The 24,421-nt window shown below is 68.1% G+C and carries 22 protein-coding genes; 17 read left to right on the top strand and 5 right to left on the bottom strand.

The genetic code is table 11. The features are described from left to right. Positions 1 to 3 precede the first annotated feature (3 nt). The 5 genes from AC5P5V_RS05250 to AC5P5V_RS05230 all read left to right on the top strand — a co-directional run bounded on the left by AC5P5V_RS05250 (position 4) and on the right by AC5P5V_RS05230 (position 5,138). Complete coding sequence (locus AC5P5V_RS05250; RefSeq protein ID WP_061479385.1) at positions 4 to 438, top strand: hotdog fold thioesterase; 435 nt, start codon at positions 4 to 6, stop codon at positions 436 to 438. A 118-nt stretch (positions 439 to 556) separates the two neighbouring features. Then, a complete protein-coding gene (locus tag AC5P5V_RS05245; RefSeq protein WP_061479384.1) occupies positions 557 to 1,348 on the top strand; it encodes a lysophospholipid acyltransferase family protein in 792 nt (263 codons plus the stop codon). 52 nt (positions 1,349 to 1,400) lie between these two features. Continuing rightward, positions 1,401 to 2,390: a YheT family hydrolase gene (locus tag AC5P5V_RS05240; protein ID WP_061479400.1), complete on the top strand. Its 990-nt coding sequence runs from the start codon at positions 1,401 to 1,403 to the stop codon at positions 2,388 to 2,390. Between the two features lie 56 nt (positions 2,391 to 2,446). Continuing rightward, complete coding sequence (locus AC5P5V_RS05235; RefSeq protein WP_072167383.1) at positions 2,447 to 4,516, top strand: tetratricopeptide repeat protein; 2,070 nt, start codon at positions 2,447 to 2,449, stop codon at positions 4,514 to 4,516. A 10-nt stretch (positions 4,517 to 4,526) separates the two neighbouring features. Continuing rightward, on the top strand, positions 4,527 to 5,138 hold the full coding sequence (locus AC5P5V_RS05230; RefSeq protein ID WP_478490720.1) for a YbhB/YbcL family Raf kinase inhibitor-like protein: 612 nt from the start codon (positions 4,527 to 4,529) through the stop codon (positions 5,136 to 5,138). 130 nt (positions 5,139 to 5,268) lie between these two features. Here AC5P5V_RS05230 and AC5P5V_RS05225 read toward each other — a convergent pair whose 3' ends face one another. After that, complete coding sequence (locus AC5P5V_RS05225) at positions 5,269 to 6,096, bottom strand: META and DUF4377 domain-containing protein (RefSeq protein WP_134968124.1); 828 nt, start codon at positions 6,094 to 6,096, stop codon at positions 5,269 to 5,271. A 73-nt stretch (positions 6,097 to 6,169) separates the two neighbouring features. Then, positions 6,170 to 6,964, bottom strand: a complete 795-nt coding sequence (locus AC5P5V_RS05220; protein WP_061479399.1) for an undecaprenyl-diphosphate phosphatase — start codon at positions 6,962 to 6,964, stop codon at positions 6,170 to 6,172. A gap of 223 nt (positions 6,965 to 7,187) precedes the next feature. Between AC5P5V_RS05220 and glnA the strand changes: the two genes are divergently transcribed. From glnA to AC5P5V_RS05165, 11 genes are all read left to right on the top strand, one after another. Continuing rightward, a complete protein-coding gene (glnA, locus tag AC5P5V_RS05215; protein ID WP_005420964.1) occupies positions 7,188 to 8,597 on the top strand; it encodes a type I glutamate--ammonia ligase in 1,410 nt (469 codons plus the stop codon). Positions 8,598 to 8,917: 320 nt separating this feature from the next. Continuing rightward, positions 8,918 to 9,256, top strand: coding sequence for a P-II family nitrogen regulator (locus AC5P5V_RS05210; protein ID WP_004134334.1), 339 nt, complete (start codon positions 8,918 to 8,920; stop codon positions 9,254 to 9,256). Between the two features lie 22 nt (positions 9,257 to 9,278). Continuing rightward, positions 9,279 to 10,709, top strand: a complete 1,431-nt coding sequence (gene amt / locus AC5P5V_RS05205; RefSeq protein WP_495215822.1) for an ammonium transporter — start codon at positions 9,279 to 9,281, stop codon at positions 10,707 to 10,709. Positions 10,710 to 10,929: 220 nt separating this feature from the next. Then, positions 10,930 to 11,676, top strand: coding sequence for an N-acetylmuramoyl-L-alanine amidase (locus AC5P5V_RS05200; RefSeq protein ID WP_134968127.1), 747 nt, complete (start codon positions 10,930 to 10,932; stop codon positions 11,674 to 11,676). A 67-nt stretch (positions 11,677 to 11,743) separates the two neighbouring features. Further along, positions 11,744 to 12,910, top strand: coding sequence for a murein transglycosylase A (mltA, locus tag AC5P5V_RS05195; RefSeq protein WP_134968128.1), 1,167 nt, complete (start codon positions 11,744 to 11,746; stop codon positions 12,908 to 12,910). Positions 12,911 to 13,017: 107 nt separating this feature from the next. Next, the gene (locus AC5P5V_RS05190) at positions 13,018 to 13,332 is read left to right on the top strand and encodes a hypothetical protein (protein WP_049435786.1); all 315 of its coding nucleotides are present in this window, start codon (positions 13,018 to 13,020) and stop codon (positions 13,330 to 13,332) included. Positions 13,333 to 13,470: 138 nt separating this feature from the next. Further along, a complete protein-coding gene (locus AC5P5V_RS05185; RefSeq protein ID WP_495215821.1) occupies positions 13,471 to 15,516 on the top strand; it encodes a TonB-dependent receptor in 2,046 nt (681 codons plus the stop codon). 171 nt (positions 15,517 to 15,687) lie between these two features. Further along, positions 15,688 to 16,749: a two-component system sensor histidine kinase NtrB gene (locus tag AC5P5V_RS05180; RefSeq protein WP_061479397.1), complete on the top strand. Its 1,062-nt coding sequence runs from the start codon at positions 15,688 to 15,690 to the stop codon at positions 16,747 to 16,749. After that, entirely contained in the window at positions 16,742 to 18,190 is a 1,449-nt protein-coding gene (ntrC, locus tag AC5P5V_RS05175; protein WP_134969483.1) for a nitrogen regulation protein NR(I), read from the top strand. Before AC5P5V_RS05180 ends, ntrC begins: the two co-directional genes overlap by 8 nt. A 93-nt stretch (positions 18,191 to 18,283) precedes the next feature. Next, positions 18,284 to 18,853 carry a superoxide dismutase family protein gene (locus tag AC5P5V_RS05170; RefSeq protein WP_049439225.1) on the top strand — a complete coding sequence of 190 codons (570 nt, stop codon included), beginning with the start codon at positions 18,284 to 18,286 and terminating at the stop codon, positions 18,851 to 18,853. Positions 18,854 to 18,885: 32 nt separating this feature from the next. Then, complete coding sequence (locus AC5P5V_RS05165; RefSeq protein ID WP_053497798.1) at positions 18,886 to 19,512, top strand: superoxide dismutase family protein; 627 nt, start codon at positions 18,886 to 18,888, stop codon at positions 19,510 to 19,512. Between the two features lie 198 nt (positions 19,513 to 19,710). On the opposite strand, the gene AC5P5V_RS05160 is transcribed toward AC5P5V_RS05165, so the two are convergent. Further along, positions 19,711 to 20,598 carry a hypothetical protein gene (locus AC5P5V_RS05160; protein ID WP_134969467.1) on the bottom strand — a complete coding sequence of 296 codons (888 nt, stop codon included), beginning with the start codon at positions 20,596 to 20,598 and terminating at the stop codon, positions 19,711 to 19,713. Between the two features lie 93 nt (positions 20,599 to 20,691). Between AC5P5V_RS05160 and AC5P5V_RS05155 the strand changes: the two genes are divergently transcribed. Then, the gene (locus tag AC5P5V_RS05155; RefSeq protein ID WP_152908679.1) at positions 20,692 to 21,987 is read left to right on the top strand and encodes an acetyl-CoA C-acetyltransferase; all 1,296 of its coding nucleotides are present in this window, start codon (positions 20,692 to 20,694) and stop codon (positions 21,985 to 21,987) included. Positions 21,988 to 22,108: 121 nt separating this feature from the next. On the opposite strand, the gene AC5P5V_RS05150 is transcribed toward AC5P5V_RS05155, so the two are convergent. Together AC5P5V_RS05150 and AC5P5V_RS05145 are read right to left on the bottom strand one after the other, a co-directional pair. Next, positions 22,109 to 23,404, bottom strand: a complete 1,296-nt coding sequence (locus AC5P5V_RS05150) for a heme biosynthesis HemY N-terminal domain-containing protein (protein ID WP_231352436.1) — start codon at positions 23,402 to 23,404, stop codon at positions 22,109 to 22,111. Between the two features lie 6 nt (positions 23,405 to 23,410). Beyond that, positions 23,411 to 24,388 (bottom strand): uroporphyrinogen-III C-methyltransferase, encoded by a 978-nt coding sequence (locus tag AC5P5V_RS05145; RefSeq protein ID WP_134969523.1) that lies wholly within the window; start codon positions 24,386 to 24,388, stop codon positions 23,411 to 23,413. Positions 24,389 to 24,421: the final 33 nt, after the last annotated feature.

Raw genomic sequence — 24,421 nt, 5'->3', positions numbered from 1 at the left:
CGCATGAGCCTGGTGTTCCGCGAAGCCGTTTCCCTCGAGAAGCTCAACACGCTCAGCCGCAACACCGCGATCGAGTCGCTGGGCATCGTCTTCAGCGCGGCCGGCGACGATTGGCTGCAGGCCACCATGCCGGTGGACGAGCGCACCCGCCAGCCCTACGGCATCCTGCATGGCGGCGCGTCGGTGGTGCTGGCCGAGACCCTGGGCAGCAGCGCCGGCAACCTGTGCGTGGATACGGCCAAACAGATCTGCGTAGGGCTGGAGATCAACGCCAACCATGTACGCGCCGTTCGCTCGGGCACCGTGACCGGCACCGCACGTGCACTGCACGTCGGCCGCAGCACCCAGCTGTGGGAGATCCGCATCGAGGACGAGCAGGGCCGCCTGGTGTGCATCTCGCGGCTGACCCTGGCGGTGGTGGCGGCCGGCCACGGCTGAGCCCCGGACGGCCGGTGACGGCAGCGGAACCCAGCGTTCCCCGCCGATTGCCCCGGTCGATGGGTGTTATGGCCTAAATCGGCTGGCAGCGATGACGGCCCTCCGGTATCGTGCGCGGATGACTTCCCCCACTCCGGCCCCCCGCGGCGGCGTGGCGCGTGTGTGCCGTTACCTGTACCGCGTACCGCTGCTGTTGGTCCACATCGTTGTGTTCCTGCCGCTCATCCTGATCGGCATGCTTCGGCCGTGGGGCGAACTGCGCGTGGGCGAGGCGACCCTGGGGGCCAAAGTGGTCAACTGGTGGCAGGGCGGGCTGATGTGGATCTTCGGCTTCCGCCTGGTGCAGATCGGTACGCCGTTGCCCGGCGCCGTGCTGTTCGTCGCCAACCACGTCAGCTGGGTCGACATCTGCATCCTGCACAGCCAGCGCATGATGGGCTTCGTCGCCAAGCGCGAGATCGCCAGCTGGCCGTTGGTCGGTTGGCTGGCCGCGCGTGGCCAGACCATCTTCCACCAGCGCGGCAACACCGAATCGCTCGGTGGCGTGATGCAGGTGATGGCCGATCGCCTGCGCGAAGGCAAGGCGGTGGGCGTGTTCCCGGAAGGGCGCACCCGCGGCGGCCACGAAGTAGGCCCGTTCCATGCCCGCATCTTCCAGGCCGCGGTTGAAACCGGCGTGCCGGTGCAGCCGGTGGCACTGGTGTACGGGCTCAAGGGCGATGCGCAGACCATTGTCGCGTTCGGCCCCGGTGAGAGTTTCTTCGCCAATTTCCTGCGCCTGCTCGGTGAGCCGGCGCGGCGTGCAGAAGTGCACTTCCTGGCACCGATCGGTGCGCAGGACCTGGAAGGCCGTCGGCGCATCGCGGAGACGTCGCGCGCGCGCATCGTGGCGGCCATGAGCTCCGAGTGAGGGTGCGGTGGCCCTGATCCCGCCACCCGTCCTGGACGCCGGCACGCCGACGCTGCACGCGGCTGACTACCAGCCCCCGCGCTGGCTGCGCAATCCGCATCTGCAGTCGATGCTCAGCTCCAGCCGCATGCGCCTGCAGCGCGGCCTGCTGCTGCTGGCCGCGACCGGTGCGATCAGCGAAGAACTGATCCTCGACGGCGGTGATGGCGTGCGCCTGCAGGGCTGGCACAGCCACATCGAAGGCCGCGAACCCAAGGGCATGGCCCTGCTGCTGCACGGCTGGGAAGGCAGCGCCGAATCCAGCTACATGCGCATGGCGGCCGCGCGCATGCTCGAACAGGGCTTCGACGTGGTGCGGCTGAATTTCCGCGACCACGGCAATACCCATCATCTCAACCCCGGCATCTTCCACTCCAACCTGATCGACGAAGTGGTGCATGCCGCGGGCGATATCGCCCAGCGCTGGCCGCAGTTGCCGCTGGTGGCCGCCGGTTACTCGCTGGGCGGCAATTTCGTGCTGCGCCTGGCCCAGCGCGCGCCAGCGGCCGGCGTGCCGCTGCTGCGCGTGGCCTCGGTATGCCCGGTGCTGGACCCGGCGCTGACCATGGAGAGCATCGAGAACGGCCCGGCAATGTACGACTGGTACTTCCGCCGCAAGTGGGCCGGTTCGCTGCGGCGCAAGCGCGACCTGTTCCCCGAACTGAGCGACTGCGACGACCGCGTCCTGAAACTGGACATCCGCGCGCTGACTGCCTGGCTGGTCGAGCGCCACACCAGTTTCGGTTCGTTGCAGGCCTATTTCGATGGCTACTCGATTGCCGGCGATCGGCTGTCCACGTTGCAGGTGCCGGCCGACATCCTGATGGCGCAGGACGACCCGGTGATCCCCTACGCGACCTTCAGCGACTGGCAGCTGCCGCACCAGGCGCATCTGGAAACCGCCAGCTGGGGCGGACACTGTGGCTTCCTGGAAAACTGGCGCGGTGACGGCTTCTCCGAGCGCTGGGTGGCGCAGCGCCTGCAGCGCGTGCTGCAAGGCTGAACCGGCACGGGCGCGCAGGCCGCTACAATGCGGGTTTGCCCTTGAACCGGACCGCCATGCAAGACCAGATCATCCAAGCGTTGCGCCAGAACGAGGCCGACCAGGCCGTGCAGCTGGCCCAGGCGTGGACCCGTGATGAACCCGGCCAGGCCGAGGCCCACCGCTGGCTGGCGCTTGCGCTGCAGCAGCAGGGCAAGGCCGAGGACGCGATGGAGGCCCTGCAGCAGGCGCTGCAGCTGGCCCCGGACAACGCCCAGCTGCACCTGCAGCACGCTGGCCTGCTGCTGGCCCTGCGCCAGTTCGACGGCGCCGGCGAAGCACTGACGCGCACCACCGGGCTGGACCCGAACGCGTTCGCCGCGTACCTGATGCAGGCCCACCTGGCGATCGGTCGCAACGATTTCGATGAAGCGCAGCGCCTGTCCACGCTGGCCTCGCGTGTCGAACCGGACCACCCGGAGCTGCTGACCATCGATGGCATGATCGCGCTGCGCCGCGATGATGCCGATCGCGCGCTGACGCTGCTGTCGGCCGCCAACCAGGCCCTGCCCAACGACATCCGCGTGCTTTACGCACTGGGCTTCGCCTACCTGGGCAAGAACATGCTGGCCTTCGCCGAGCAGGCGTTCCGCCGCGTGCTGGAACTGAACCCGACCATCGCCTCGTTGCATGGCCTGGTGGTGCAGCTGGCCATGCGCCAGGGCAACCTGGAAGCTGCGGCAGAGGCGATGCAGATCGCGCTGCAGCAGGAAGGCCTGGATACGCCTTCGATGCGCCGCCTGGCCGGCGAACTGGCACTGCGCAGCGGCCAGCCGCTGCAGGCGCTGGAGCACCTGCTGCCGTTGCTGGAATCGCTGCCTGATGACCGCGACGTGCTGCAGCTGCTGCTGATGTCCTGGCAGCGCCTGGGTCGCGAAGACGAGGCCCGCGCACGCCTGGATGCCGCCCTGGAGCAGCACCCGCAGCTGCACGACCTGTGGCTGGCACGCCTGGCGGTGGAGGAGGTCGGCAGTGCCACCGCCGCCGCCACGGTCGAGCGCTGGATGGACGCGATGCCGGGCCACCTGCCGGCGCTGGAAGCGCGCCTGCGGCTGCACGACATGGTGGGCGAACACGCGCAGGCCGAAGCGATCGCCGAGCGTATCGTCAGCCTTGAACCGGGCCGCGTCAGTGGCGAAACCCGCCTGGTCGAAGGCCTGCTGCAGCGCGATCCGGCCGCTGCCGTCGCCCGCGTGCAGGCGCTGATCGGCATGGCGCCGGAAGGCCACCGTGCCGACCTGCGCACCTGGCTGGGCGAGATCCAGGATCGCGCCGGGCAGCACGAAGACGCGCTGCAGACCTGGCTGGCCCTGCAGGCCGACCAGGCCCCACAGCGCCTGCCGCTGCCGCCGCAGGCCAAGGCACCGCCGAGCTGGCCGGACAAGGGCGAGATCGACGGTGATGCCACTTCCGCGCCGATCTTCCTGTGGGGTGCGCCCGGGTCGGGCGTGGAGCGCGTGGCGACCGGCCTGGCTGCGGCCAGCCCGGTGCTGCGCAGCGACCGCTATACCTCCAACGCACCCGACGACGCGTTCCAGAACTACCACACGCTGCAGGACCTCGCTTCGGGCGTGTTGACGCCGGAGCGGCTGGTGCAGCGCTGGCGCGAACAGCTGCCGTCGCGCGGCGTGCAGGACGACGCGATCATCGACTGGCTGCTGTGGTGGGACAACGCGCTGCTGTGGGCGCTGCGCCCGCAGTTGCCGCAGGGCCGCCTGCTGGTGGTGCTGCGCGATCCGCGCGACATGCTGCTGGACTGGGTGGCCTACGGTGCCGCCGCACCGCTGGCGATGACCTCGCTGGCCGAAGCCAGCGAATGGCTGGCGCGCGCGTTGGCCCAGGTCGCCGCCCTGCACGAGGACGATCTGTACCCGCAGGTGCTGCTGCGCATCGACCAGATCGGCAACGATCCGCAGGCGATGGCCGAACTGCTGGGCCGACTGTTCGAGCGGCCGATGCCGCCGGCCGCGCAGCTGGGCGCGCCGCGCTTCCCGCCGGGCCACTGGCGCAACTACCGCGACGTGATGAGCGCCGCCTTCGCCAAGCTCACCCCGATCGCGGTGCGCCTGGGTTACCCGGAAGAGTGAGGACACGCCGATGCAACTGAGCAGCCACAGCCTGACCAACGGTGCACCGATCGACCGCGAATTCGCCGCAGGCGATGCCGCGGGCTTCGCACCGGACCGCAATCCGCACCTGGCCTGGAGCGATGTGCCGGAGGGCACCCGTTCGTTCCTGCTGGTATGCGTCGATCCGGACGTGCCGACCGTGCCGGAGACGGTCGACCGCACCGACATGAGCGTGCCACGCGACCAGCCGCGCTGTGATTTCGTGCACTGGGTGATGGTCGATATTCCGGCTTCGGTGCGCGAGATTGCCGCAGGCAGCTGCAGCGACGGCTTCGTGGTGAAGGGCAAGACCACGCCGGCCGGGCCGGCCGGCAGCCGCCAGGGCCTGAACGACTTCACCGGCTGGTTCGCCGGCAACCCGGACATGGCCGGTGACTACCTGGGCTACGACGGCCCCTATCCGCCGTTCAATGACGAGCGCGTGCACCGCTACTTCTTCCGCGTGTTCGCGCTGGACGTGGCATCGCTGCAGCTGCCGGCACGCTTCAGCGCCGCCGACGCGTACCGGGCCATGCACGGCCACGTGCTGGCCGAAGCGGCACTGCACGGTACCTACACCTTGAACCCCGCATTGGCCTGAGCGGGCAATGTGCTTCTGTAGAGCCGAGCCCATGCTCGGCTGCTTTTCCCGATAGACAGCAGCCGAGCATGGGCTCGGCTCTACAACGCACAATGAAGAAGGGCGGCCTTTCGGCCGCCCTTCTGTCGTTTTACTTCTTCTCGATGGCCGACTCGACCACCATGTCCAGCACATACGCCTGCGACGGCGCATCGGCCGGCGGGTTCTTCACTTCGTAGCGCTTCACGCGCACCACGTTGCGCACGCCGTCTTCGTGGGTGTAGCCCTCGATGTTGCCGTAGAAGTTCTCGAACTTGCCCGGCTCACCCTGCTTCAGGCCCTTGTCGTCGAACTTCACTTCGCGCACCTGCAGGCACTGGTAGTCCGGAATCAGCGGGTGCGAGCACTTCTCGGTCTTCGCGGCCACTTCCAGGAACACGGTTTCGCCGGCGCCGCCGTAGCGGGTTTCAGCGGTCGGTTCCGGGTTGAACACCAGCACGTCGCCCTTGGCGTTGGTCAGGGTCAGCTTGCCATCGGCATCCTGCTCGGCCTTCAGTTCGCCCTGCAGGCGGCTCGACACGGCTTCGTCCAGCGCCATCAGCGCCTTGTCGGTGCAGGCCATCATGGTCGAGGCCATCGCACTGACCGTCAGCTTGCCGTCGGCCAGGGTGTAGCCGCCGCCCATGCGGTTGCAGGTGTTGCTGACCGACAGGCGGCCCTCAGCGAAGTCCAGGGTGACCGGCTTGTCTTCGCGGGCGAACAGCGCGTCGATGCGCTTGCCGTCGGCGCCGGTGGCCTGCTGCAGCAGCCAGTGCTGGCTCTGCAGGCGCTGCGCATCCAGGTGCGCCAGCGTCTGCTGGTCCGCTGCCTTGGTCGCGGCCGGGGCCACGTCGTCGCCGCCATTGCCGGCCGGGGCCGGGGTCTGGCTGCAGGCGGCCATCAGGGCCAGCGGGAGGAGCAGGGTGAGCTTGCGGTTCATGGTGATTCTCCTTGGGGAACCGTGGGGGAAACGGGGTGGGGCCGGCCATGGGGTTACCGTGCCCCAGTGCTGTTCAGCTGCCGGAGGGCAACCACAGCAGCAGCGCCGCGCCCAGCGCGATGCGGTAGAGGGCGAAGGCGGTGAACCGGTGCGACTTGATGTAGCCCATCAGCCACTTCACTACGACGAAGCCGGTGACGGCCGCGGCAAGGAAGGCCACGCCCACCTCGGTCCAGTTCTCGCTGCCCAGCTGCCCGTCCCTGGCCAGTTCCAGGAAGGTGTAGGCGCTGGCGGCGAACATGGTGGGAATGCCGACCAGGAACACGAACTCGGCGGCAGCGGCGCGGCGGCTCAGGCCCAGCAGCATGGCCAGGAAGATCGCCGAGGCCGAGCGCGAGGTACCGGGGAACACGCCCGCCACCACCTGCGCCAGGCCGACGCCGATCGCCACGGTCCAGGTCACCTGGTCGCGGTCGGGCAGGCGCGCGGTGTAGGCCTCCACCAGCAGCATCCAGGCGCCACCGATGATCAGTGCCCAGGCCACCGGGCTGACCGTCTCCGGCAGCGACCAGCCGGCCTTGCGCACCACCAGGCCGACCACGGCGGTGACCAGGAAGGCGGCGCCCAGCTTGAACAGGTACTCACGGTTCCCGCGTTGGTTGAAGCCGGTGGCCAGCTGCAGCAGGCGCTGGCGGAACACCAGCACCACGGCCACGATCGCGCCAGCCTGGATGACGATGTTGAAGAAGTCCGAGCGGGCACCCAGCCAGTGCTGGGCGATGAGCAGGTGGCCGGTGCTGGAGATCGGCAGGAATTCGGTCAAGCCTTCGAGGATGCCCAGCAGCAGGGCGGAGAGCAGGTCGGACATGGACGGTGCGGGCACGCGCGGCGGAAGGAAGAAGGTCGAGAGGATAGACGATCCCTGCTGCACCAAACGGGTGCGTCTGATGGCGGGTGCACCGGTTTGGTGCGCACCGTTCTGCACCAGCGCGGGGCAGCCATATTGAAATCAACAACTTGCGGGTATCAAAAAGTTGGCACGGTCATTGCTTTACCTCAGCAGGCATTCATCCCCATCCGAGGTCGTACCGATGTCCGTGGAAAACGTTGAGAAGCTGATCAAGGACAACCAGATCGAGTTCGTCGATCTGCGTTTCGTGGACATGCGTGGCGTCGAGCAGCACGTCACCTTCCCGGTCAGCATCGTCGAACCGTCGCTGTTCGAAGAAGGCAAGATGTTCGACGGCAGCTCGATCGCCGGCTGGAAGGGCATCAACGAATCGGACATGGTGCTGCTGCCGGATCCGTCCAGCGCCTACGTCGATCCGTTCTACGCCGATCCGACCATCGTGATCAGCTGTGACATCCTCGATCCGGCCACCATGCAGGCCTATGGCCGCTGCCCGCGCGGCATCGCCAAGCGTGCCGAGGCCTACCTGAAGTCCTCCGGCATCGCCGAAACCGCGTTTTTCGGCCCGGAGCCGGAATTCTTCATCTTCGACTCGGTCCGTTTCGCCAACGAAATGGGCAACACCTTCTTCAAGGTCGACTCGGAAGAAGCGGCGTGGAACAGCGGCGCCAAGTATGACGGCGCCAACAGCGGCTACCGTCCGGGCGTGAAGGGCGGCTACTTCCCCGTCCCGCCGACCGACACCCTGCACGACCTGCGCGCGGAAATGTGCAAGACCCTGGAACAGGTCGGCATCGAAGTGGAAGTGCAGCACCACGAAGTGGCCACCGCCGGCCAGTGCGAGATCGGCACCAAGTTCAGCACCCTGGTGCAGAAGGCCGACGAGCTGCTGCGCATGAAGTACGTCATCAAGAACGTCGCGCACCGCAACGGCAAGACCGTCACCTTCATGCCCAAGCCGATCGTCGGCGACAACGGCAGCGGCATGCATGTGCACCAGTCGCTGTCCAAGGGCGGCACCAACCTGTTCTCCGGTGACGGCTACGGTGGCCTGAGCCAGCTGGCGCTGTGGTACATCGGCGGAATCTTCAAGCATGCCAAGGCCATCAATGCCTTCGCCAACTCGGGCACCAACAGCTACAAGCGCCTGGTGCCGGGCTTCGAGGCGCCGGTGATGCTGGCCTATTCGGCCCGCAACCGTTCGGCGTCGTGCCGCATTCCGTGGGTCTCCAACCCGAAGGCGCGCCGCATCGAAATGCGCTTCCCGGATCCGATCCAGTCCGGCTACCTGACCTTCACCGCGCTGATGATGGCCGGCCTGGACGGCATCAAGAACCAGATCGACCCGGGTGCACCGAGCGACAAGGACCTGTACGACCTGCCGCCGGAAGAAGAGAAGCTGATCCCGCAGGTCTGCTCCTCGCTGGACCAGGCGCTGGAAGCACTGGACAAGGATCGCGAGTTCCTGAAGGCCGGCGGCGTGATGAGCGATGACTTCATCGACGGCTACATCGCGCTGAAGATGCAGGAAGTGACCAAGTTCCGCGCGGCCACCCACCCGCTGGAATACCAGCTGTACTACGCCAGCTGACCGGGCGCGATGGCGGTGGGTTCCCCCTCCCACCCGCCGCCATCGCCTCCGTTCTCGCGGCTGGGGAGCCGCGGTTGTAGGGGGTCAGATCCGTTTCGCGCCGCGAAAGGGCTCTGACTCCACCCAGGGGCAAGAGAGAGACCGGATACGCGACCAGGGCCGCCCTCCCTCCCGCGTCGGTCGTGCAAGGAGAGAGGCACGGCCGTCCCGGCCCTGTACGTGTCCGGTGCAACAGCCACGGTCATCACCCTGATGACCTGTGGTTGCCTGATGCCAACGCGCGCTGGCGCGCTGGCCCCATCCACCATCGGGACATGCGCATGAAACTGATCTCCGCCATCATCCGACCGTTCAAGCTCGACGAGGTCCGCGAGGCCCTGTCCGATGCAGGCGTGTCGGGCATCACCGTGACCGAAGTGAAAGGTTTCGGTCGCCAGAAGGGCCACACCGAGCTGTATCGCGGCGCCGAGTACGTCGTCGATTTCCTGCCCAAGATCAAGATCGAAACGGTGGTCACCGACGAGCGTGCCGACGCGGTGATCGAAGCGATCCAGTCGTCGGCAGGCACCGGCAAGATCGGTGACGGCAAGATCTTCGTCACCGCCGTTGAACAGGTCATCCGCATCCGCACCGGCGAAATCGGTGCCGACGCGCTGTAACCCCCTTCCGGAGATTCCCCCCATGAAGATGCGCCTTCTCACCGGGTGGCAAGCCCGGTTCCACCTGGTGTGCCTGCTGATGCTGCTCAGCGCGCTGGCCGCCGGTGCCTGGCCGGGCAGCGCCCACGCCCAGGCCCAGGTCTCGCCGTTGCCGAGCGAAAGCGTGGCGGTCGAGCCGCTGCACGATCCGGTCGCCAGCGCCGCTGCGCCGGCCGTGGCCGAAGCGGCCGCCGCCTATGATCGTGGCGACGTCGCCTGGATGCTTACCTCTACGTTGCTGGTGCTGCTGATGGTGGTGCCGGGTCTGGCCCTGTTCTACGGCGGACTGGTGCGTTCGAAGAATGTGCTGTCGGTGCTCAGCCAGATCCTGGTGGTGTTCTCGCTGGTGCTGCTGCTGTGGGTGGCCTACGGCTACAGCGCGGTGTTCAGCGCGGGCAATCCATTCTTCGGTTCGTTCACCGAGTTCGCCTTCCTCAAGGGCTTCACCCCGGATTCGGTGGGCAACACGCCGATCAAGGGCCTGCCGGATTACCTGTTCGTCGCCTTCCAGTCGACCTTCGCCGGCATCACCACCGCGCTGATCGTCGGTGCCTTCGCCGAGCGCATCAAGTTCCGTGCGGTACTGCTGTTCTCGGCACTGTGGTTCACCCTCAGCTACATCCCGATGGCACACATCGTCTGGGGCGGCGGCTACCTGGGTGAACTGGGCGCGATCGACTTCGCCGGTGGCACCGTGGTGCACATCAATGCGGGCGTGGCCGGCCTGGTCGGCGCGTGGTTCGTCGGCAAGCGCCTGGGCTACGGCCAGACCGCGCTGAAGCCGCACAACGTGCCGTTTACCTACATCGGCGCGATGCTGCTGTGGGTGGGCTGGTTCGGCTTCAATGCCGGTTCCGCCGCCGCCGCCGATACGGTGGCCTCGCTGGCCTTCCTCAACACCGTGCTGGCCACCGCTGCTGCCGTGCTTGGCTGGACCCTGGTGGAGGCGATCGGCAAGGGCAAGCCGTCGGCGCTGGGTGCGGCCTCGGGTGCGGTGGCCGGGCTGGTCGGCATCACCCCGGCCTGTGGCACCGTCGGGCCGCTTGGCGCGATCGTGATCGGCTTTGTCGCCGGCGTGGTCTGCGTGTGGGGCGTGACCGGTCTCAAGCGCCTGCTGAAAGTGGACGACACGGCCGACGTGTTCGGTGTGCATGGTGTCGGCGGCATCGTCGGCGCGATCCTCACCGGCGTTTTCAGTGCACAGTCGCTGGGCGGTACCAAGGCCGATCTGGATATCGCCCATCAGGTGTGGGTGCAGGTGGTCAGCGTCGGCTTGACCGTACTGTGGTCGGCGGTGGTGACCGCGGTCATCCTGCTGGTGGTCAAGGTCGTGGTCGGCCTGCGCGTGACCGAAGAGGCCGAACGCACCGGCCTGGATGTGACTTCGCACGGCGAGTCTGCCTACGAGGCCTGAGGCAGCGGTGCACGGACGGGGTGGGTGCCGGCCGTTGGTCGGCACTTCCCCGTCCTGGTTCTGATAGTTGCCAAGCTTGCTTGGCACAGGGTCTGGGTCTGCTCTGGTGAGTGCCGACCGTTGGTCGGCACAGCCCGAGTGGCGCATCCACGCCTGGCGCGGATCAACAGAATCTATCTTGTGGCATGCATCATCGCGCCTGATCACGCACAATCAGGCCATGCACCCGATCCGCACCACTGTGATGCTCTCGGCCTGCCTGCTGCTGGCCGCCTGCGCTTCCACGCCACGAGAGACGCGCAACCCGCTCGCCACCTGGGTGCCGTCACCCAACCAGAACGCGCGCACGCCGGTCATCATCGTCATCCACCATACCGATCAGAAATCGGTGCAGCAGAGCCTGCGTACGCTGCGCACCGCCAACAGTGGCGGGCCGGTCAGCGCGCACTACCTGATCGGCGCCGATGGCCATCGTTACCAGCTGGTCGCTGATGAACGCCGTGCCTGGCATGCCGGCGCCGGGCGCTGGGGCACCATCACCGATCTCAACTCGGCCTCGATCGGCATCGAACTCGACAACGATGGCCGCAGCCCGTTCAGTGCGGCACAGATCGAATCGCTGATCCTGCTGCTGCGTGATCTCACCACGCGCCTGAACATCCCGCCGCGCCAGGTGATCGGCCATGCCGACCTGGCGCCGACGCGCAAGCAGGATCCGAGCCGCTTCTTCCCGTGGCAACAGCTGGCCGAGGCCGGTTTCGGCGTCTGGCCGCGCGCGGCCGACGGCGCGGCACCGGAAGGCTTCGACGCGTGGAATGCGCTGGCCCGCTTCGGTTATCCGCTCGACAACCGCGAAGCCACCGTCGCCGCCTTCCACCGCCGCTTCCGTGGCCGCGACGACCTGCCGAAGACGCTGGATGCCGAGGACGCCCGTATCCTGCATTCGTTGCTGCTGCAGATGCCGTGACCCCGCGCATGAACGCTTGACCCCGCGCTGGGTTGCCGCCCAGCGGCCAGCACTCCACCATGGCGGCATGATCGATTCCGCTACCTTCTTCAAGCGCAAGCACTGGACCCTGTTGGCAGCGGCGGTGCTCGCCGGTTGCGCCACCACCGCTCCCCGCACGGGCTCCGAAGCGCCGACGCCGACCTCGTCGCCGGCGGCCACCTACGCCAAGGGCGACTGGAAAGCCCTGCCAGCGGTCTCGGACAGCGATCTGCAGGCCGGCTTCGTTGCCTGGCGCAGCAGCTGCACCCGCCTGAAGAATGATGCGGTCTGGGCCAAGCCATGTGCCACCGCCGCGACGGTGGCGGACAAGGACCCGGCCGCGATCCGCCAGTTCCTGCAGCGCGACCTCGATGCCTACGCGCTGCGTGCCGGTGGCCACCAGGCCGACGGGTTGATTACTGGCTACTACGAGCCGATCTACCCCGGCAGCCTCACCCGCACCGACAAAGCGACGGTGCCGGTCTACGGCACGCCGGATGATCTGGTGGTGGTGCAACTGGACAGCCTCTACCCGGAACTGAAGGGCAAGCGCCTGCGCGGTCGCGTCGAAGGCAAGGTGCTCAAGCCCTATGACGACGCCGGTACCATCGCGGCCAAGGGCGCCAAGGCGCCGGTACTGGCCTGGCTGACCGACCCGATGGACCTGCAGCTGCTGCAGATCCAGGGGTCTGGCCGCGTGCGCCTGGCCGATGGCAAGCAGGTGCGGCTGGCCTATGCGGAACAGAACGGCCACCCGTACCGCGCGATCGGTCGCTGGCTGGTGGACCAGGGCCAGCTGAAGAAGGAAGACGTCACCATGGACGCGATCCGCGCCTGGGCACGGGCCAACCCCGCGCGCGTACCGGAACTGCTGCGCAGTAACCCCAGCTACGTGTTCTTCGTGCGCAACCCGGACAGCCCGGAGGGGCCACGGGGTTCACTGAACGTGCCGCTCACCGCGGGCTACAGCGTGGCGGTGGATCGCACCGTGGTGCCACTGGGCAGCCTGCTGTGGCTGTCCACCACGCGCCCGGACGGCACCCCGGTGGTGCGCCCGGTGGCTGCGCAGGACACCGGCGGCGCCATCGCCGGCGAAGTGCGCGCCGACCTGTACTGGGGCAGCGGCGATGCCGCCGGCAAGCTGGCTGGCGACATGAAGCAGAAGGGCAACATCTGGATGCTGTGGCCGAAGGGCGTGCCCCTGCCCAACTGAACCGGCAAGGGTCGGATCCCTTCCAAAGGAAAGGGCTCTGACCCCGGATGCCTGATAATGGCGCCATTCCGTACTTTCCGGCCGCGCCTGCGGCCAGGGCTCCTGCAATGACCTACGCAAAGCACAACGCAAGATCCGGCGCGAAATCCGCCGCAAAGAAGTACTACAAGCACTGGGCCGAATCGGGCCTGGGCAAGGGCAATGTGCTGATGGAAGCGCGCGGCGAGAAGATCGTGCGGCAGGTGGAAATCTACGGGACCAAGATGGTCTGGGCCGACGAGCATGCCCACAGCGACGACCGCTTCCTGCTGGCCGACCAGCCAGTGTCGTTCCTGGATTTCGACGAGGACGACGAAATTTCCGCGCGTGAATTCGAAGCCGCCTGGAAGAAGGCACGGGAAGCCACCGGCTACCCGGTGTAGTCCCCCTCGCCACCCGTCTTTGTAGAGTCGAGCCACGCTCGACTGCCGTTTGCCAGCAGCAGTCGAGCGTGGCTCGACTCTACAACGGCTACATGTGAAATGTTATATAATTACATTTTATCGTAGCCGTCCCTTCCCATGAAGACTCCCACCCTGGTGGCCGCCCTCGCCGCCGCACCGTTTGCTCCTGAAGCTTTCGCACAGTCCGCCGACGCCGCGCTCACTCTCGGCAAGGTGCAGGTGCACCAGCACGGCGAAGGCCAGCTCAGTGCGCATCAGGTACTGACCTCGGTGGACGTCCTGGGTGCAGACCAGATCGAAAACCGCAACGTCTCGCACAGCTGGGAACTGCTCGGGCAGATGCCCGGCATCCAGCTCACCGAAACCCGGCAGGGCGCCGAATCGGGCAAGGTCAGCTTCCGCGCCTTCAACGGTGAGGGCTACCTCAATGCCATCAAGACGCTGATCGATGGCATCCCCAGCAACGTCAACAGCGGCAACCAGCGCTTCATCGACATGCTGTTCCCGCTGGACATCAGCTACATCGAAGTGGTGCGCGGTACCAACGACCCGCGCTACGGCCTGCACAACATCGGCGGCAACGTGAACTTCGGTACGCGCCAGGGTGGCAGCTACACCGATGCGCGCCTGGCCTACGGCAGCTATAACACCCGCGATGCGCAGCTGGCAGTCGGCCGTGAAGGCAATGGCTTCGCGCAGAACTATTTCGTCGGCACCCAGGCCAGCGACGGCTACCGCGACCACGACACCTCGAAGAAATATTCGCTGGGCGGCAAGTGGTTCTACGGCTCGCTGGACGACGGCCTGCGCGTGGGCCTGACCGCCCGTGCGTACCACCACGAAGCCGACGAACCCGGCTTCATGACCGCCGACGAGCTGCGCACGCACCGCCGTGGCAGCGACCTGCGCAACGGCAACGATGGTGATGACCGCGACATGCGCCAGCTTGCCGCGCACCTGGACATGAAACTGTCCGACGCACTCACCCTTGGCACGCGGCTGTACTACAACCGCTACGAAGACGACCGCCGCGTGACCTTCAGCAACCTGCCCACCGGCAACCTGCCGCGCCAGCGCCGCGTGTGGGACGAGCGGCAGCATGGCCTGCTCAGCACGCTCACCTGGCAGGCCAGCCCCACGCTCACCGTCGAAGGTGGCCTGAACTACGAGCAGCAGGACAACGGCTACCTCCGCGAGCGCTACGCCTACGCCGAACCCACTGATTTCAGCCAGCCGCCAGCGCGGGTGCAGAACAACGATCGCCACAGCTTCGACAACTGGGGCGCCTACGTGCAGGCCGTCTACCAGCCCGTCCAGGCCTGGAAGATCGTGCCGGCCTATCGTATCGATCGCTTCAGTGGCCGCACCCACCTGATGAACGGCGTCAGCGGCCGCCTGCAGGACTACGGCAGCATCGGCCAGCCCAAGCTGAGCGTCATCCACAGCCTGGGCCAGACCACCCATGTCTACGCGAACTGGGGCCGCACCTTCCAGGTGCTGACCGGCTCCACCGCACCGGCCTACCTCACCCCGGGGCAGGCGCCCCTGCAGCCGTCCACCAACACCGGCATGGAGCTGGGCCTGAAATTCCAGCCGTTTGCCGGCAGCCAGGCACGCCTGGCGGTGTGGCAGCAGGACGCGGAAAACGAGGTGTCCAACATTCCGGCCACCGGCACCACGGTCACCCTGGGCAAGACCCGCCGGCGCGGGGTGGATGCGCAGTTGAGCCTGCAGCTGGGCGACGACTGGACGGTATGGGCGTCGCACGCCTACCAGGAAGCGAAGATCACCCGCGACGACCGCGATGCCAGCATTTCCCTGCAGGGCCGGGAAGTGGCCGCCACCCCGCGCCACATCAGCAATCTGGGCGTGGACTACCGCGCCACGGATGCGCTGCGGCTGGGCCTGCAGGCGCGTGCACAGGGCGATTACTACCTGGAAGAGCGCAACGTGGACGGCAAGTTCGGAGGCTTCGCCGTGCTCGACCTCAGCGCGGCCTACCAACTCACCCCGCGTTTCAGCGTGGACCTGCAGCTGAAGAACGTGACCGGCCGCGAGTACGCCTACGCCTGGTACGACAGCTTTTTCTGGGACAGCGCACGCCCGATGTTCTCGCCGGCCCCGGGCCGCAGCGTGTTCGTCGGCCTCAACATGAAGCTGTAACCGGCCACGCATGTGGTCGTGGTCGAGCTTGCTCGACCTGCGGCAGGGGTCAGAGCCCTTTCCAGGCGGAAAGGGATCCGACCCCGGACCCCGCAGCGCATGCGGTCAGATCCCTTTCCGCGAGGAAAGGGCTCTGACCCCGAACCCCGCGTTTTGCACTACATTGGTGCAATGTCCGACCCCTCTCCCCCGCCGTCCCTCGATGCCCTGGGCACGCCGCTGGCCTGGGCCGGGGCCGATGGCCGCATCATCGGCTGCAATCCGGCCTTCGGGCGCTGGCTGGGCGTCAGCGGGCGCCGCCTGCTGGGCCAGCCATTGGCCGCACTGGAAGTGCAGGGTGAGGCACTGGCCCATTTCCTTGCCCGCGATGAGCGCGACAGCCTGCGCCTGAACCGGCTGGCGCTGGCGGTGCCCGGCGAAGCGCCGCGCTTCGCCGAGGGCTGGATGAGTCGCCGCGACGATGGTGGCTGGCTGCTGGAGGCGCATCCGGTCGATGAATTCCCCGGGCTGGACCCGACCCAGGCCCTGCCCAGCGCGCTCAGCGCGGCGCTGAAGGGCTTGGCCCACGAGCTGCGCAACCCGCTGGCCGGGTTGAAGGGTGCGGCCCAGCTGCTGGCCCGCCGCGCGGCCCAGCGCGAGGCCAGCGAACGCGAGCTGATCGAGCTGATCGGCTCGGAGATCGAGCGCCTCAACGGCCTGCTCGACCAGCTGCTGTCGCCGGCCCCGGCCGCACCGCACGCCGAACTGAACATCCATGCCGCGCTCGAGCGCGTGCTGCGCCTGGCCGAGAACGAGGCCGGCTGGGCGGTACGCCTGCAGCGTGACTACGACCCCAGCATTCCCGAATTCCATGGCGATGCCGACCGCCTCACCCAGGCGGTGTGGAACCTGGTGCGCAACGCGATCCAGGCCGGTGCCGGCGGCATCACCCTGCGCACCCGCGTGGAGCATGGCGTGCGCATCGCTGAGCAGCTGCACACGCTGGCGTTGCGCCTGGAGATCGCCGACGACGGCCGTGGCGTGCCGGAGGAACTGGCCGAACACCTGTTCCTGCCCTTGGTGAGTGGCCGCGCCGAAGGCACCGGGCTGGGCCTGGCGCTGGCCCAGCAGGTGGCGCGCGAGCATCGCGGCACGCTCACCTACCGCTCGCGCCCGGGCCATACCGTGTTCACCCTGCTGTTGCCGATCGGCAACGGCGCCGCCCCGGCCGAGGAGGCCCCGCGCGATGTCTGAGTTCCCCACCACCGCGCAGCGCATCTGGGTGGTCGATGACGATCGTGCCGTGCGCTTCGTGCTGTGCACCGCGCTGCGCGAGGCGGGCTACCAGGTTGTCGATTTCGACAGCGCTGCGGCTGCCCTGCAGGCCCTGGGCGAAGGCGCGCCGCCGGCGCTGCTGTTCACCGATGTGCGCATGCCCGGCGACGATGGCCTGGTGCTGCTGGACAAGCTCAAGGCCGCGTTGCCGCAGCTGCCGGTGGTCGTGATGTCGGCCTATACCGATGTGGCCAGCACGGCCGGTGCGTTCCGCGGCGGCGCGCATGAATTCCTGTCCAAGCCGTTCGACCTGGACGATGCGGTGGCATTGGCGCAGCGGGTACTGCCGGCGGTGGCGCCCGCGCTGGCCGCTCCCAGCCCCGCCACCGAAGCGCCCAGCGACCAGCCGCCGCAACTGGTGGGTGATACGCCGCCGATGCGCGCGCTGTTCCGCGCCATTGGACGCCTGGCGCAGGCACCGCTGGCGGTGCTGATCACCGGCGAGACCGGCACCGGCAAGGAGCTGGTGGCCAATGCGTTGCATCGCGAATCGCCGCGCGCGCAGGGTCCGTTCGTCGCGCTCAATACCGCTGCAATCCCATCCGAGCTGCTGGAAAGCGAGTTGTTCGGCCACGAGGCCGGTGCCTTCACCGGTGCGCAGCGCCGCCATATCGGCCGCTTCGAGCAGGCCAACGGTGGCACGCTGTTCCTTGACGAGATCGGCGACATGCCGCTGCCGTTGCAGACCCGGTTGCTGCGCGTGCTGGCGCAGGGCGAGTTCTTCCGCGTCGGTGGCCGCGAACTGATCCGCGTCGATGTGCGCGTGGTGGCCGCCACCCACCAGGACCTGGAAGGGCTGGTCGCGCAGGGGAAGTTCCGTGCCGACCTTCTGCATCGCCTGGACGTGGTGCGCCTGCAGCTGCCGCCGCTGCGCGAGCGCCGCGAGGACATCGCACAGCTGGCCAGCACCTTCCTGGCCGCCGCCGCACGCAGGCTGGACACGCCACCGAAGCGCCTCACCGCCGCGGCGCTGCAGGCGCTGCGCGAACACGACTGGCCGGGCAACGTGCGCGAACTGGAAAACGTGTGCTGGCGGATGGCCGCGCTGGCCGCCGCTGACACCATCGGCGTGGCCGACGTCGATACCGCGCTCAACCGTACGCGCGGTCGTCGCAGCAGCACCACCATCGCCGATCCGGGGCAGTGGGAAGCGCTGCTGGCCGAATGGGCACGCCGTCAGCTGGCCGAAGGTGTGGAAGGGCTGCACGCGCAGGTGCGCGAGCGGGTCGACCATGCCCTGCTGGAGGCCGCTCTGCAGATCACCCACGGCCGCCGTGCCGAAGCCGCGGCCCGCCTGGGCCTTGGCCGCAATACCCTTACCCGCAAGCTGGGCGCCGGACGCCGCCGCGGGGGCCATTGAACGGTCCCTGCACGCGATCCTCGCGCCCGCTTGCCGAACCGTTGATCGTTCATGGACGATGCAATGCTTAGTGTCACCTGCAAGGAGTCTTCGATGCGTCTGTCCTTTGCCATCCTGCCGTTGTCCGCCGCCGTGCTGCTGTCTGCCTGTGGCAGTGCGCCGAAGAAGGCCGAACCCACGCCGCCACCGCCGACCGTGGTCAGTGCTGCGAAGCAGGGCGAGGCCAATCTCGCGCCGGCCTCGGCCAGCATCGTCAGTGGCCGCATCGCACTGATGGTGGAGCCTGGTGGCATCCACATCACCGGCCTGGTCGGTGGCCTGCAGCCGATGCAGCAGGCGGGCTTCCACATCCATGAGCGCGGCGACTGCAGTGCAGTGGATGCCAGCAGTGCCGGCAATCACTTCAATCCCGGTGGTGCTGCGCATGGCCGCGCCGGTACCGGCAAGCACCACCTGGGCGACATGGACAATCTGCGTGCCGATGCCCAGGGCCGCGCCAACGTCGATATCCACCTCAAGGGGGTTACCCTTGGCGGAGGCGCCGCCACCGATATCGCCGGACGTGCACTGGTCGTGCATGCCAACGCCGACGACTATCGCAGCCAGCCCGCCGGCAATGCCGGCGTCCGCATCGCCTGTGGCGTGATCCGGGTCGTCCGCTGATCACTGCAGGCATCATCGAGGGAGAGATTCCAATGCGTCTGATCCACACTTCGCTGTTTGCGGCCATCGCCGCGCTGGGCCTGGCGGCCTGCAACCAGCAGCCCGCCGCGCCGCAGACTGAAACCCCGCCGGCCGCGCCGGCTGACGGCGCCACCACCGAGCCGGCTGCAGCCCCGGCACCGGCGGCTGCACCGACGGGCGATGCTTCGGCAACGGCCGAACTGGCACCGACCCAGGGCAACGAGACCAAAGGCAGCGTCACCTTCAAGGTGGTTGATGGCAAGGTCCACGTGACCGGCCAGATCACCGGCCTGAAGCCGGGCAGCGAACATGGCTTCCACATCCACGAGAAGGGCGACTGCAGCGCGCCGGACGGCATGAGCGCCGGCGGTCACTTCAACCCGGGCAAGCAGGATCACGGCAACGTCGCCACCGATCCGCACCACGGCGGCGACATGCCCAACATCAAGGCCGACGACAAGGGCGTGGCCACCATCGACGGCCCGGTGTCGAGCAACGTCAACATCGGCAAGGGTGATGATTTCGACATCATCGGCCGCGGCCTGATCGTCCACGCCGATGCGGACGACTACAAGACCCAGCCGACCGGCAACGCCGGCGCGCGCCTGGCCTGTGCGGTGATCCAGAAGGCCCCGTAAGAAACAAAGAACGCCGGCGCAAGCCGGCGTTTTTCTTTGCATCGCTTTCTGTAGAGCCGAGCCCGCGCTCGGCTGCTCTTCCGGCGGCCTGAGCCGAGCATGGGCTCGGCGCTACAGCAATACGCACGGCGGTCGCGCCCCGGCGAAACGCAATTGCACGGTAGCGCCGGGCCATGCCCGGCGGTGCGGATCCGCAGATCAGCGCGCCAGCAGCTCGCGCGCGTCCTGCCCGGCCTCGCAGTGCACGAACAGTACCGGCACGCCATGTGCTTCCAGCACCGCAGCCATCTGTCGCTGGCGCATCAGGAACTGCTCGTAGATGCCCTTCAGGCGGTCGCAATCGTTCTTGCTGTGGCTGTAGTGCGCGCACCAACCGGCCGGGTCGAACAGCGCCATGCGTGCTTCGCCATGCGTATAGCGCAGCAGCGGCTCGGGCGCGGCATTGAGCCACTCGTCCTCGCCCGGCGCCATGATCGCGGTCTCGATCAGCGGCCACAGTGCGGCCAGGCCCTGGTTGTCGTACTGCATCGACATCATCGCGGCCAGGTCGTTCACGGTGAAATAGCGCGCGTGTTCGATGCGGGCACCGAAGCTGTTCTGTGCCATCAACGCGGTGTCGGCATGCGCCATGCCGTTGGCCAGCAGTGTTTCTTCCAGCGCATCGGCGACCGCGTTGGTGGTGGCCACATCGCTGCCGGTCAGCAGGAACGGCACCACGCGCAGGCCACCGCCCACCAGCGTGGCATCGGCCTGGAACGGCAGTGGCACGTCACCCTCGGCATCGGTACCAAAGGCCAGCAGGCGCGGGCCCTGGTTGCGGCCCGGGGCGCGCATCTGCAGTTCTTCCAGGCGGCGATGGATCGGCCAGCCCGGGCGCAGCACCTCGGCCGGGTCGAAATGGGCGGCGGCGAACACCAGGTCCAGCTCGGCCACCTGCGGCACCAGCTTGGACAGGTCGCGGCCGACGCGATCGGCCAGTTCACCGGCCTGTTCGGCGCTGAGTACCGCCTGGCGGGGGATTTCACCGCCGGCCAGTTCCAGGGCCAGCACGCCAAGGGCATTCATCGCGGGGTCGGGTTTGCTCATGGTTCCACGGTTGGCCCATCACAGGGCGGCAGCTACACTTGGCTCCATTATGCCTGCTCCGTCGTGCAGGCCATGTTGCAGACACCCTCATCCATGCCAGGTATCTCCATGCCCAACGCTCGTCCCGTCGCCATCCTCGGTGGCGTCCGCATTCCGTTCTGCCGCCAGAACACCGCGTATTCGGATGTCGGCAACCTCGGCATGTCGGTCCGTACGCTGGGCGCGCTGGTCGAACGGTTCGGCCTGCATGGTCAGCAACTGGGTGAAGTGGCGATGGGCGCGGTGATCAAGCATTCCAGCGACTGGAACCTGGGCCGCGAAGCGACGCTGTCTTCCGGCCTGTCGCCGCTGACCCCGGGCATCACCCTGCAGCGTGCCTGCGGCACCTCGCTGGACAGCATCATCACCGTGGCCAACAAGATCGCACTGGGCCAGATCGAATCGGGCATCGGCGGTGGTTCGGACACCACCTCCGACGTGCCGATCGTCTACGGCAAGAAACTGCGTGCGCGCCTGCTGGCGGCCAACCGCGCCAAGAGCACCGGCGACAAGATCCGTGCGCTCACCTCCGGTTTCAAGTTCTCCGAGCTCAAGCCCGAGTTCCCGGGCGTGGCCGAGCCGCGCACCGGCAAGAGCATGGGCGACCACTGCGAGGACATGGCGAAGGAGTGGAACATCTCGCGCGACTCGCAGGATGAGTGGGCGGTGTCGTCGCACAAGAAGCTGGCCGCGGCCTACGAGCGTGGCTTCTTCAACGACCTGATCGCACCGTTCCGTGGCGTCGAGCGCGACAACATCCTGCGCCCGGATACCTCGCTGGAAAAGCTGGCGACGCTGAAGCCGGCCTTCGACAAGGTTTCCGGGCGTGGCACGCTCACCGCCGCCAACTCCACCCCGCTGACCGACGGTGCCGCTGCGGTACTGCTGGCCAGCGAAGAGTGGGCGCGCGCGCATGGCCATGAGCCGCAGGCCTACCTGCGTGACGCACACGTGGCGGCAGTGGACTTCGTGCATGGCGAAGGCCTGCTGATGGCACCGACCATCGCGGTGCCGGAGATGCTCAAGCGCAACGGCCTGACCCTGCAGGACTTCGACATCTACGAGATCCACGAAGCCTTTGCCGCGCAGGTGTTGTGCACCCTGCGTGCGTGGGAGAGCGAGGATTACTGCCGCAACCGCCTGGGCCTGGACGCGCCGCTGGGCCGCATCGACCCGGACAAGATCAACCTGCTGGGCTCGTCGCTGGCCACCGGCCACCCGTTCGCCGCTACCGGCGCACGCGTGATCGCCACGGCAGCCAAGCAGCTGGCCGAACGCGGCGGTGGCCGCGCACTGGTGTCGATCTGCACCGCCGGCGGCATGGGCGTGGTGGCGATCGTCGAACGCTGAGCATCACGGTAGTGCCGGCCGCTGGCCGGCAGCGCTGGTACGAAAACGCCGCCCAATGGGCGGCGTTTTCGTTGGTTGCTCCGGTGGGTGCCGACCGTTGGTCGGCACACCTCAGCCATGCTTACGGCAACCGCGGGTTGCCGAACTCGTCGCGCTCTTCGTTGGCGTCATACACCGGCGGCTGTGCAACGATGGGCTGCTCCTCCACCGTGGTGCGCAGCGGCGTCTCGGTGCCACGCACCAGTTCCACGCTGTCCTCGCCGCGCTGCAGGCGCAGCGCATTGGCCAGGCACTGCGCGGCCAGCGCGTGTTCGCCACGTTGCGCGAACACTTCACCCAGCGCTTCCCACGCCGGTGCACCGGCGCCCGCGGCGATGGCCTCGTGCAGGAACGCATCGGCGGCATCCCATTGCTGCTGGCCCAGGGCCACGCGGCCCTGTGCCAGGCGCAGCGCGGCCGAGCCGTCATGCACGTTGCGCCAGCGCGCCAGATTGGCCTGGCGGGTGGCCAGGCGCTCGGCCGGCAGGCGGCCATACAGCGCCACCAGTTCGTCGTCCCAGCGATGGTCCAGGGCCTGTTCCAGCGCCAGCAGCGCCGGCTCGTCCCAGTTCAGGGCCACCGCGCGGCTGGCATACGCGCCGACCACGTCCGGGGTGGGGCGCAGCGCCTTCGGCGTGGCTTCCCACTGCGCGGCCAGCGCGTTGACGTCGGCCGCTTCCAGCAGCGCCTGTGCGGCCAGGCGTGCTTCCAGTTCGCTGTTCGCGTCGGCCGGCAGCACCTTGCTCTGGCGCAGTGCACCCAGCTGGCCATACGCCTCGTGGGCGCGGCCGGCCTGTGCCAGTGCTTCGGTGCGCAGCCACAGGCCGCGCGGCGGCAGCGGCTGGATCGCCGCTACGTCCAGCGCATTGATCGCATCGACCGGCAGATCGCGCGCCAGCAGCTGTTCGGCGCGCAGCAGCGCCTGCAGGGTGGCGTCGCTTTCACCCAGGCGCTGCAGCAGCGCCTCTCCGGCGGGGCCGTCGGCCCGTGCCTGCGCGCTGCGCACGGCGGTGGCCAGTGCCACCGCGCTCACTTCCGGGTCTTTGGCGGCGCCGTCCAGCAGCTTCTCCGCACGCTGCCACTGGCCATGCTCGTAGGCCTGCAGGCCGTCGATCAGGCGCACCCGGCCCTGCTTGCGGCGGTAGCGGCCCCAGGCACGGAACGGTGCAGCGATCAGGCTCCACAGCAGCCACAGCACCAGCACCGTGATCACCGCCAGCAGCGCTACCTTCGGCAGGTTGCTGTGATAGTCGTAGCCGCCGTAGCGCAGGGTCACTTCGCCGAAGCGGTTCAGGTCATCGGCGCCGAGCCATTGCGCGGCGACCACGCCGATGGCCACGGCCAGCAACAGCACGACCAGGGATTGCAGGGGTTTCATGCGGGCTTACCTCCGGTCGGTCTGGGTGCGCAGTTGTTGCAGGGTGCTGCCAAGGACAGCGTCGTTGGCCTGCAGCGGCAGTTCGCGCAAGGCCTTCAGTTCAGCACGTTGCGCGCGCAGGGCCGGTGAATCCGGCCAGCGCCGCTGTGCCCACTGCTCCACGCGGTCCAATGCGGTGTTGCGGCCCGCGCGGTCGCCGCGCTCGATCGCGGCGCGCGCCAAGGTCAGTTCCAGCTGCAGCGCATCGTCGGCGTTGCGCTTTTCGGCGGCAGTCAGTGGGCCGTTCTGGCGGCTCGGGGTGATGTCCACGAACGGTGCCAGCGTGGCCTGCCACCAGGGCTTGGCGGTGCTGCTGCCGGTCGTACCGGTGATCTGCGAGGGCAGGCCCTGCAGCGCCCGGGCCACAGCATCCAGGCGCTGCAGCGACTGCACGCGCGGGCCGCTGCCGAGCGCATCCAGTGCCTCGCGCTCCTGCACCAGCGCCTGGCGCAGGTTCAGGCCGTCGGCATCGGGCAGATCGGCCAGCGCGGTGGCGGCCTGTGCATACAGGCGGCGTGCGCCGTCCACGTCGTCGGCGTAGTTCAGGCGCTGAGCAGCCTGGGTCAGCAACAGCTCGGCCTCATCGCGCTGCACCGCTTGGCGGCCCTGGTTGGCACTGTCGGCCAGCTTGGCCACGTTCTCTTCCAGCAGCGCGCTGCGCTGTGAGAGTCCCAGCATCTCGTCGCGCAGCACGCGGTTGGTGGTCGCCGCATCCTGCAGGCGTTGGCTGGTCGCGCGCTGGTCACGGCGCAGCGCATCCAGCGTGGCCTCCAGGCCCTTCAGCTGTACGGCCGTGGTCTGTGCCTGCGCCTGCTGTTCGCGCTGTTGCTGCTGCCAGACGTACCAGCCGGCATAACCGCCCGCGCCGAGCACGACCACGGCGGCCAGCGGCAGCAGCCAGCGCACGGGTCGATGGGGTGGAGGTGCGGGCGGAGTATCGTTCATCGGGCTTCCTTGTCGGCAACGTCGCCGGTCGGG

The organism is Stenotrophomonas sp. YJH_SMC_130, assembly GCF_059369035.1.
This window is presented reverse-complemented; position numbering and strand designations above follow the sequence as displayed.

Coding starts and splice junctions, on each gene's coding strand:
- ntrC (WP_134969483.1), top strand. CDS start 16,742: ATGTCTGAGTTCCCCACCACCGCGCAGCGCATCTGGGTGGTCGATGAC.
- amt (WP_495215822.1), top strand. CDS start 9,279: ATGAAGATGCGCCTTCTCACCGGGTGGCAAGCCCGGTTCCACCTGGTG.
- AC5P5V_RS05145 (WP_134969523.1), bottom strand. CDS start 24,388: ATGAACGATACTCCGCCCGCACCTCCACCCCATCGACCCGTGCGCTGG.
- AC5P5V_RS05160 (WP_134969467.1), bottom strand. CDS start 20,598: ATGAGCAAACCCGACCCCGCGATGAATGCCCTTGGCGTGCTGGCCCTG.
- glnA (WP_005420964.1), top strand. CDS start 7,188: ATGTCCGTGGAAAACGTTGAGAAGCTGATCAAGGACAACCAGATCGAG.
- AC5P5V_RS05220 (WP_061479399.1), bottom strand. CDS start 6,964: ATGTCCGACCTGCTCTCCGCCCTGCTGCTGGGCATCCTCGAAGGCTTG.
- mltA (WP_134968128.1), top strand. CDS start 11,744: ATGATCGATTCCGCTACCTTCTTCAAGCGCAAGCACTGGACCCTGTTG.
- AC5P5V_RS05180 (WP_061479397.1), top strand. CDS start 15,688: ATGTCCGACCCCTCTCCCCCGCCGTCCCTCGATGCCCTGGGCACGCCG.
- AC5P5V_RS05165 (WP_053497798.1), top strand. CDS start 18,886: ATGCGTCTGATCCACACTTCGCTGTTTGCGGCCATCGCCGCGCTGGGC.
- AC5P5V_RS05200 (WP_134968127.1), top strand. CDS start 10,930: ATGCACCCGATCCGCACCACTGTGATGCTCTCGGCCTGCCTGCTGCTG.
- AC5P5V_RS05185 (WP_495215821.1), top strand. CDS start 13,471: ATGAAGACTCCCACCCTGGTGGCCGCCCTCGCCGCCGCACCGTTTGCT.
- AC5P5V_RS05235 (WP_072167383.1), top strand. CDS start 2,447: ATGCAAGACCAGATCATCCAAGCGTTGCGCCAGAACGAGGCCGACCAG.
- AC5P5V_RS05190 (WP_049435786.1), top strand. CDS start 13,018: ATGACCTACGCAAAGCACAACGCAAGATCCGGCGCGAAATCCGCCGCA.
- AC5P5V_RS05250 (WP_061479385.1), top strand. CDS start 4: ATGAGCCTGGTGTTCCGCGAAGCCGTTTCCCTCGAGAAGCTCAACACG.
- AC5P5V_RS05230 (WP_478490720.1), top strand. CDS start 4,527: ATGCAACTGAGCAGCCACAGCCTGACCAACGGTGCACCGATCGACCGC.
- AC5P5V_RS05150 (WP_231352436.1), bottom strand. CDS start 23,404: ATGAAACCCCTGCAATCCCTGGTCGTGCTGTTGCTGGCCGTGGCCATC.
- AC5P5V_RS05155 (WP_152908679.1), top strand. CDS start 20,692: ATGCCAGGTATCTCCATGCCCAACGCTCGTCCCGTCGCCATCCTCGGT.
- AC5P5V_RS05210 (WP_004134334.1), top strand. CDS start 8,918: ATGAAACTGATCTCCGCCATCATCCGACCGTTCAAGCTCGACGAGGTC.
- AC5P5V_RS05225 (WP_134968124.1), bottom strand. CDS start 6,096: ATGAACCGCAAGCTCACCCTGCTCCTCCCGCTGGCCCTGATGGCCGCC.
- AC5P5V_RS05170 (WP_049439225.1), top strand. CDS start 18,284: ATGCGTCTGTCCTTTGCCATCCTGCCGTTGTCCGCCGCCGTGCTGCTG.
- AC5P5V_RS05245 (WP_061479384.1), top strand. CDS start 557: ATGACTTCCCCCACTCCGGCCCCCCGCGGCGGCGTGGCGCGTGTGTGC.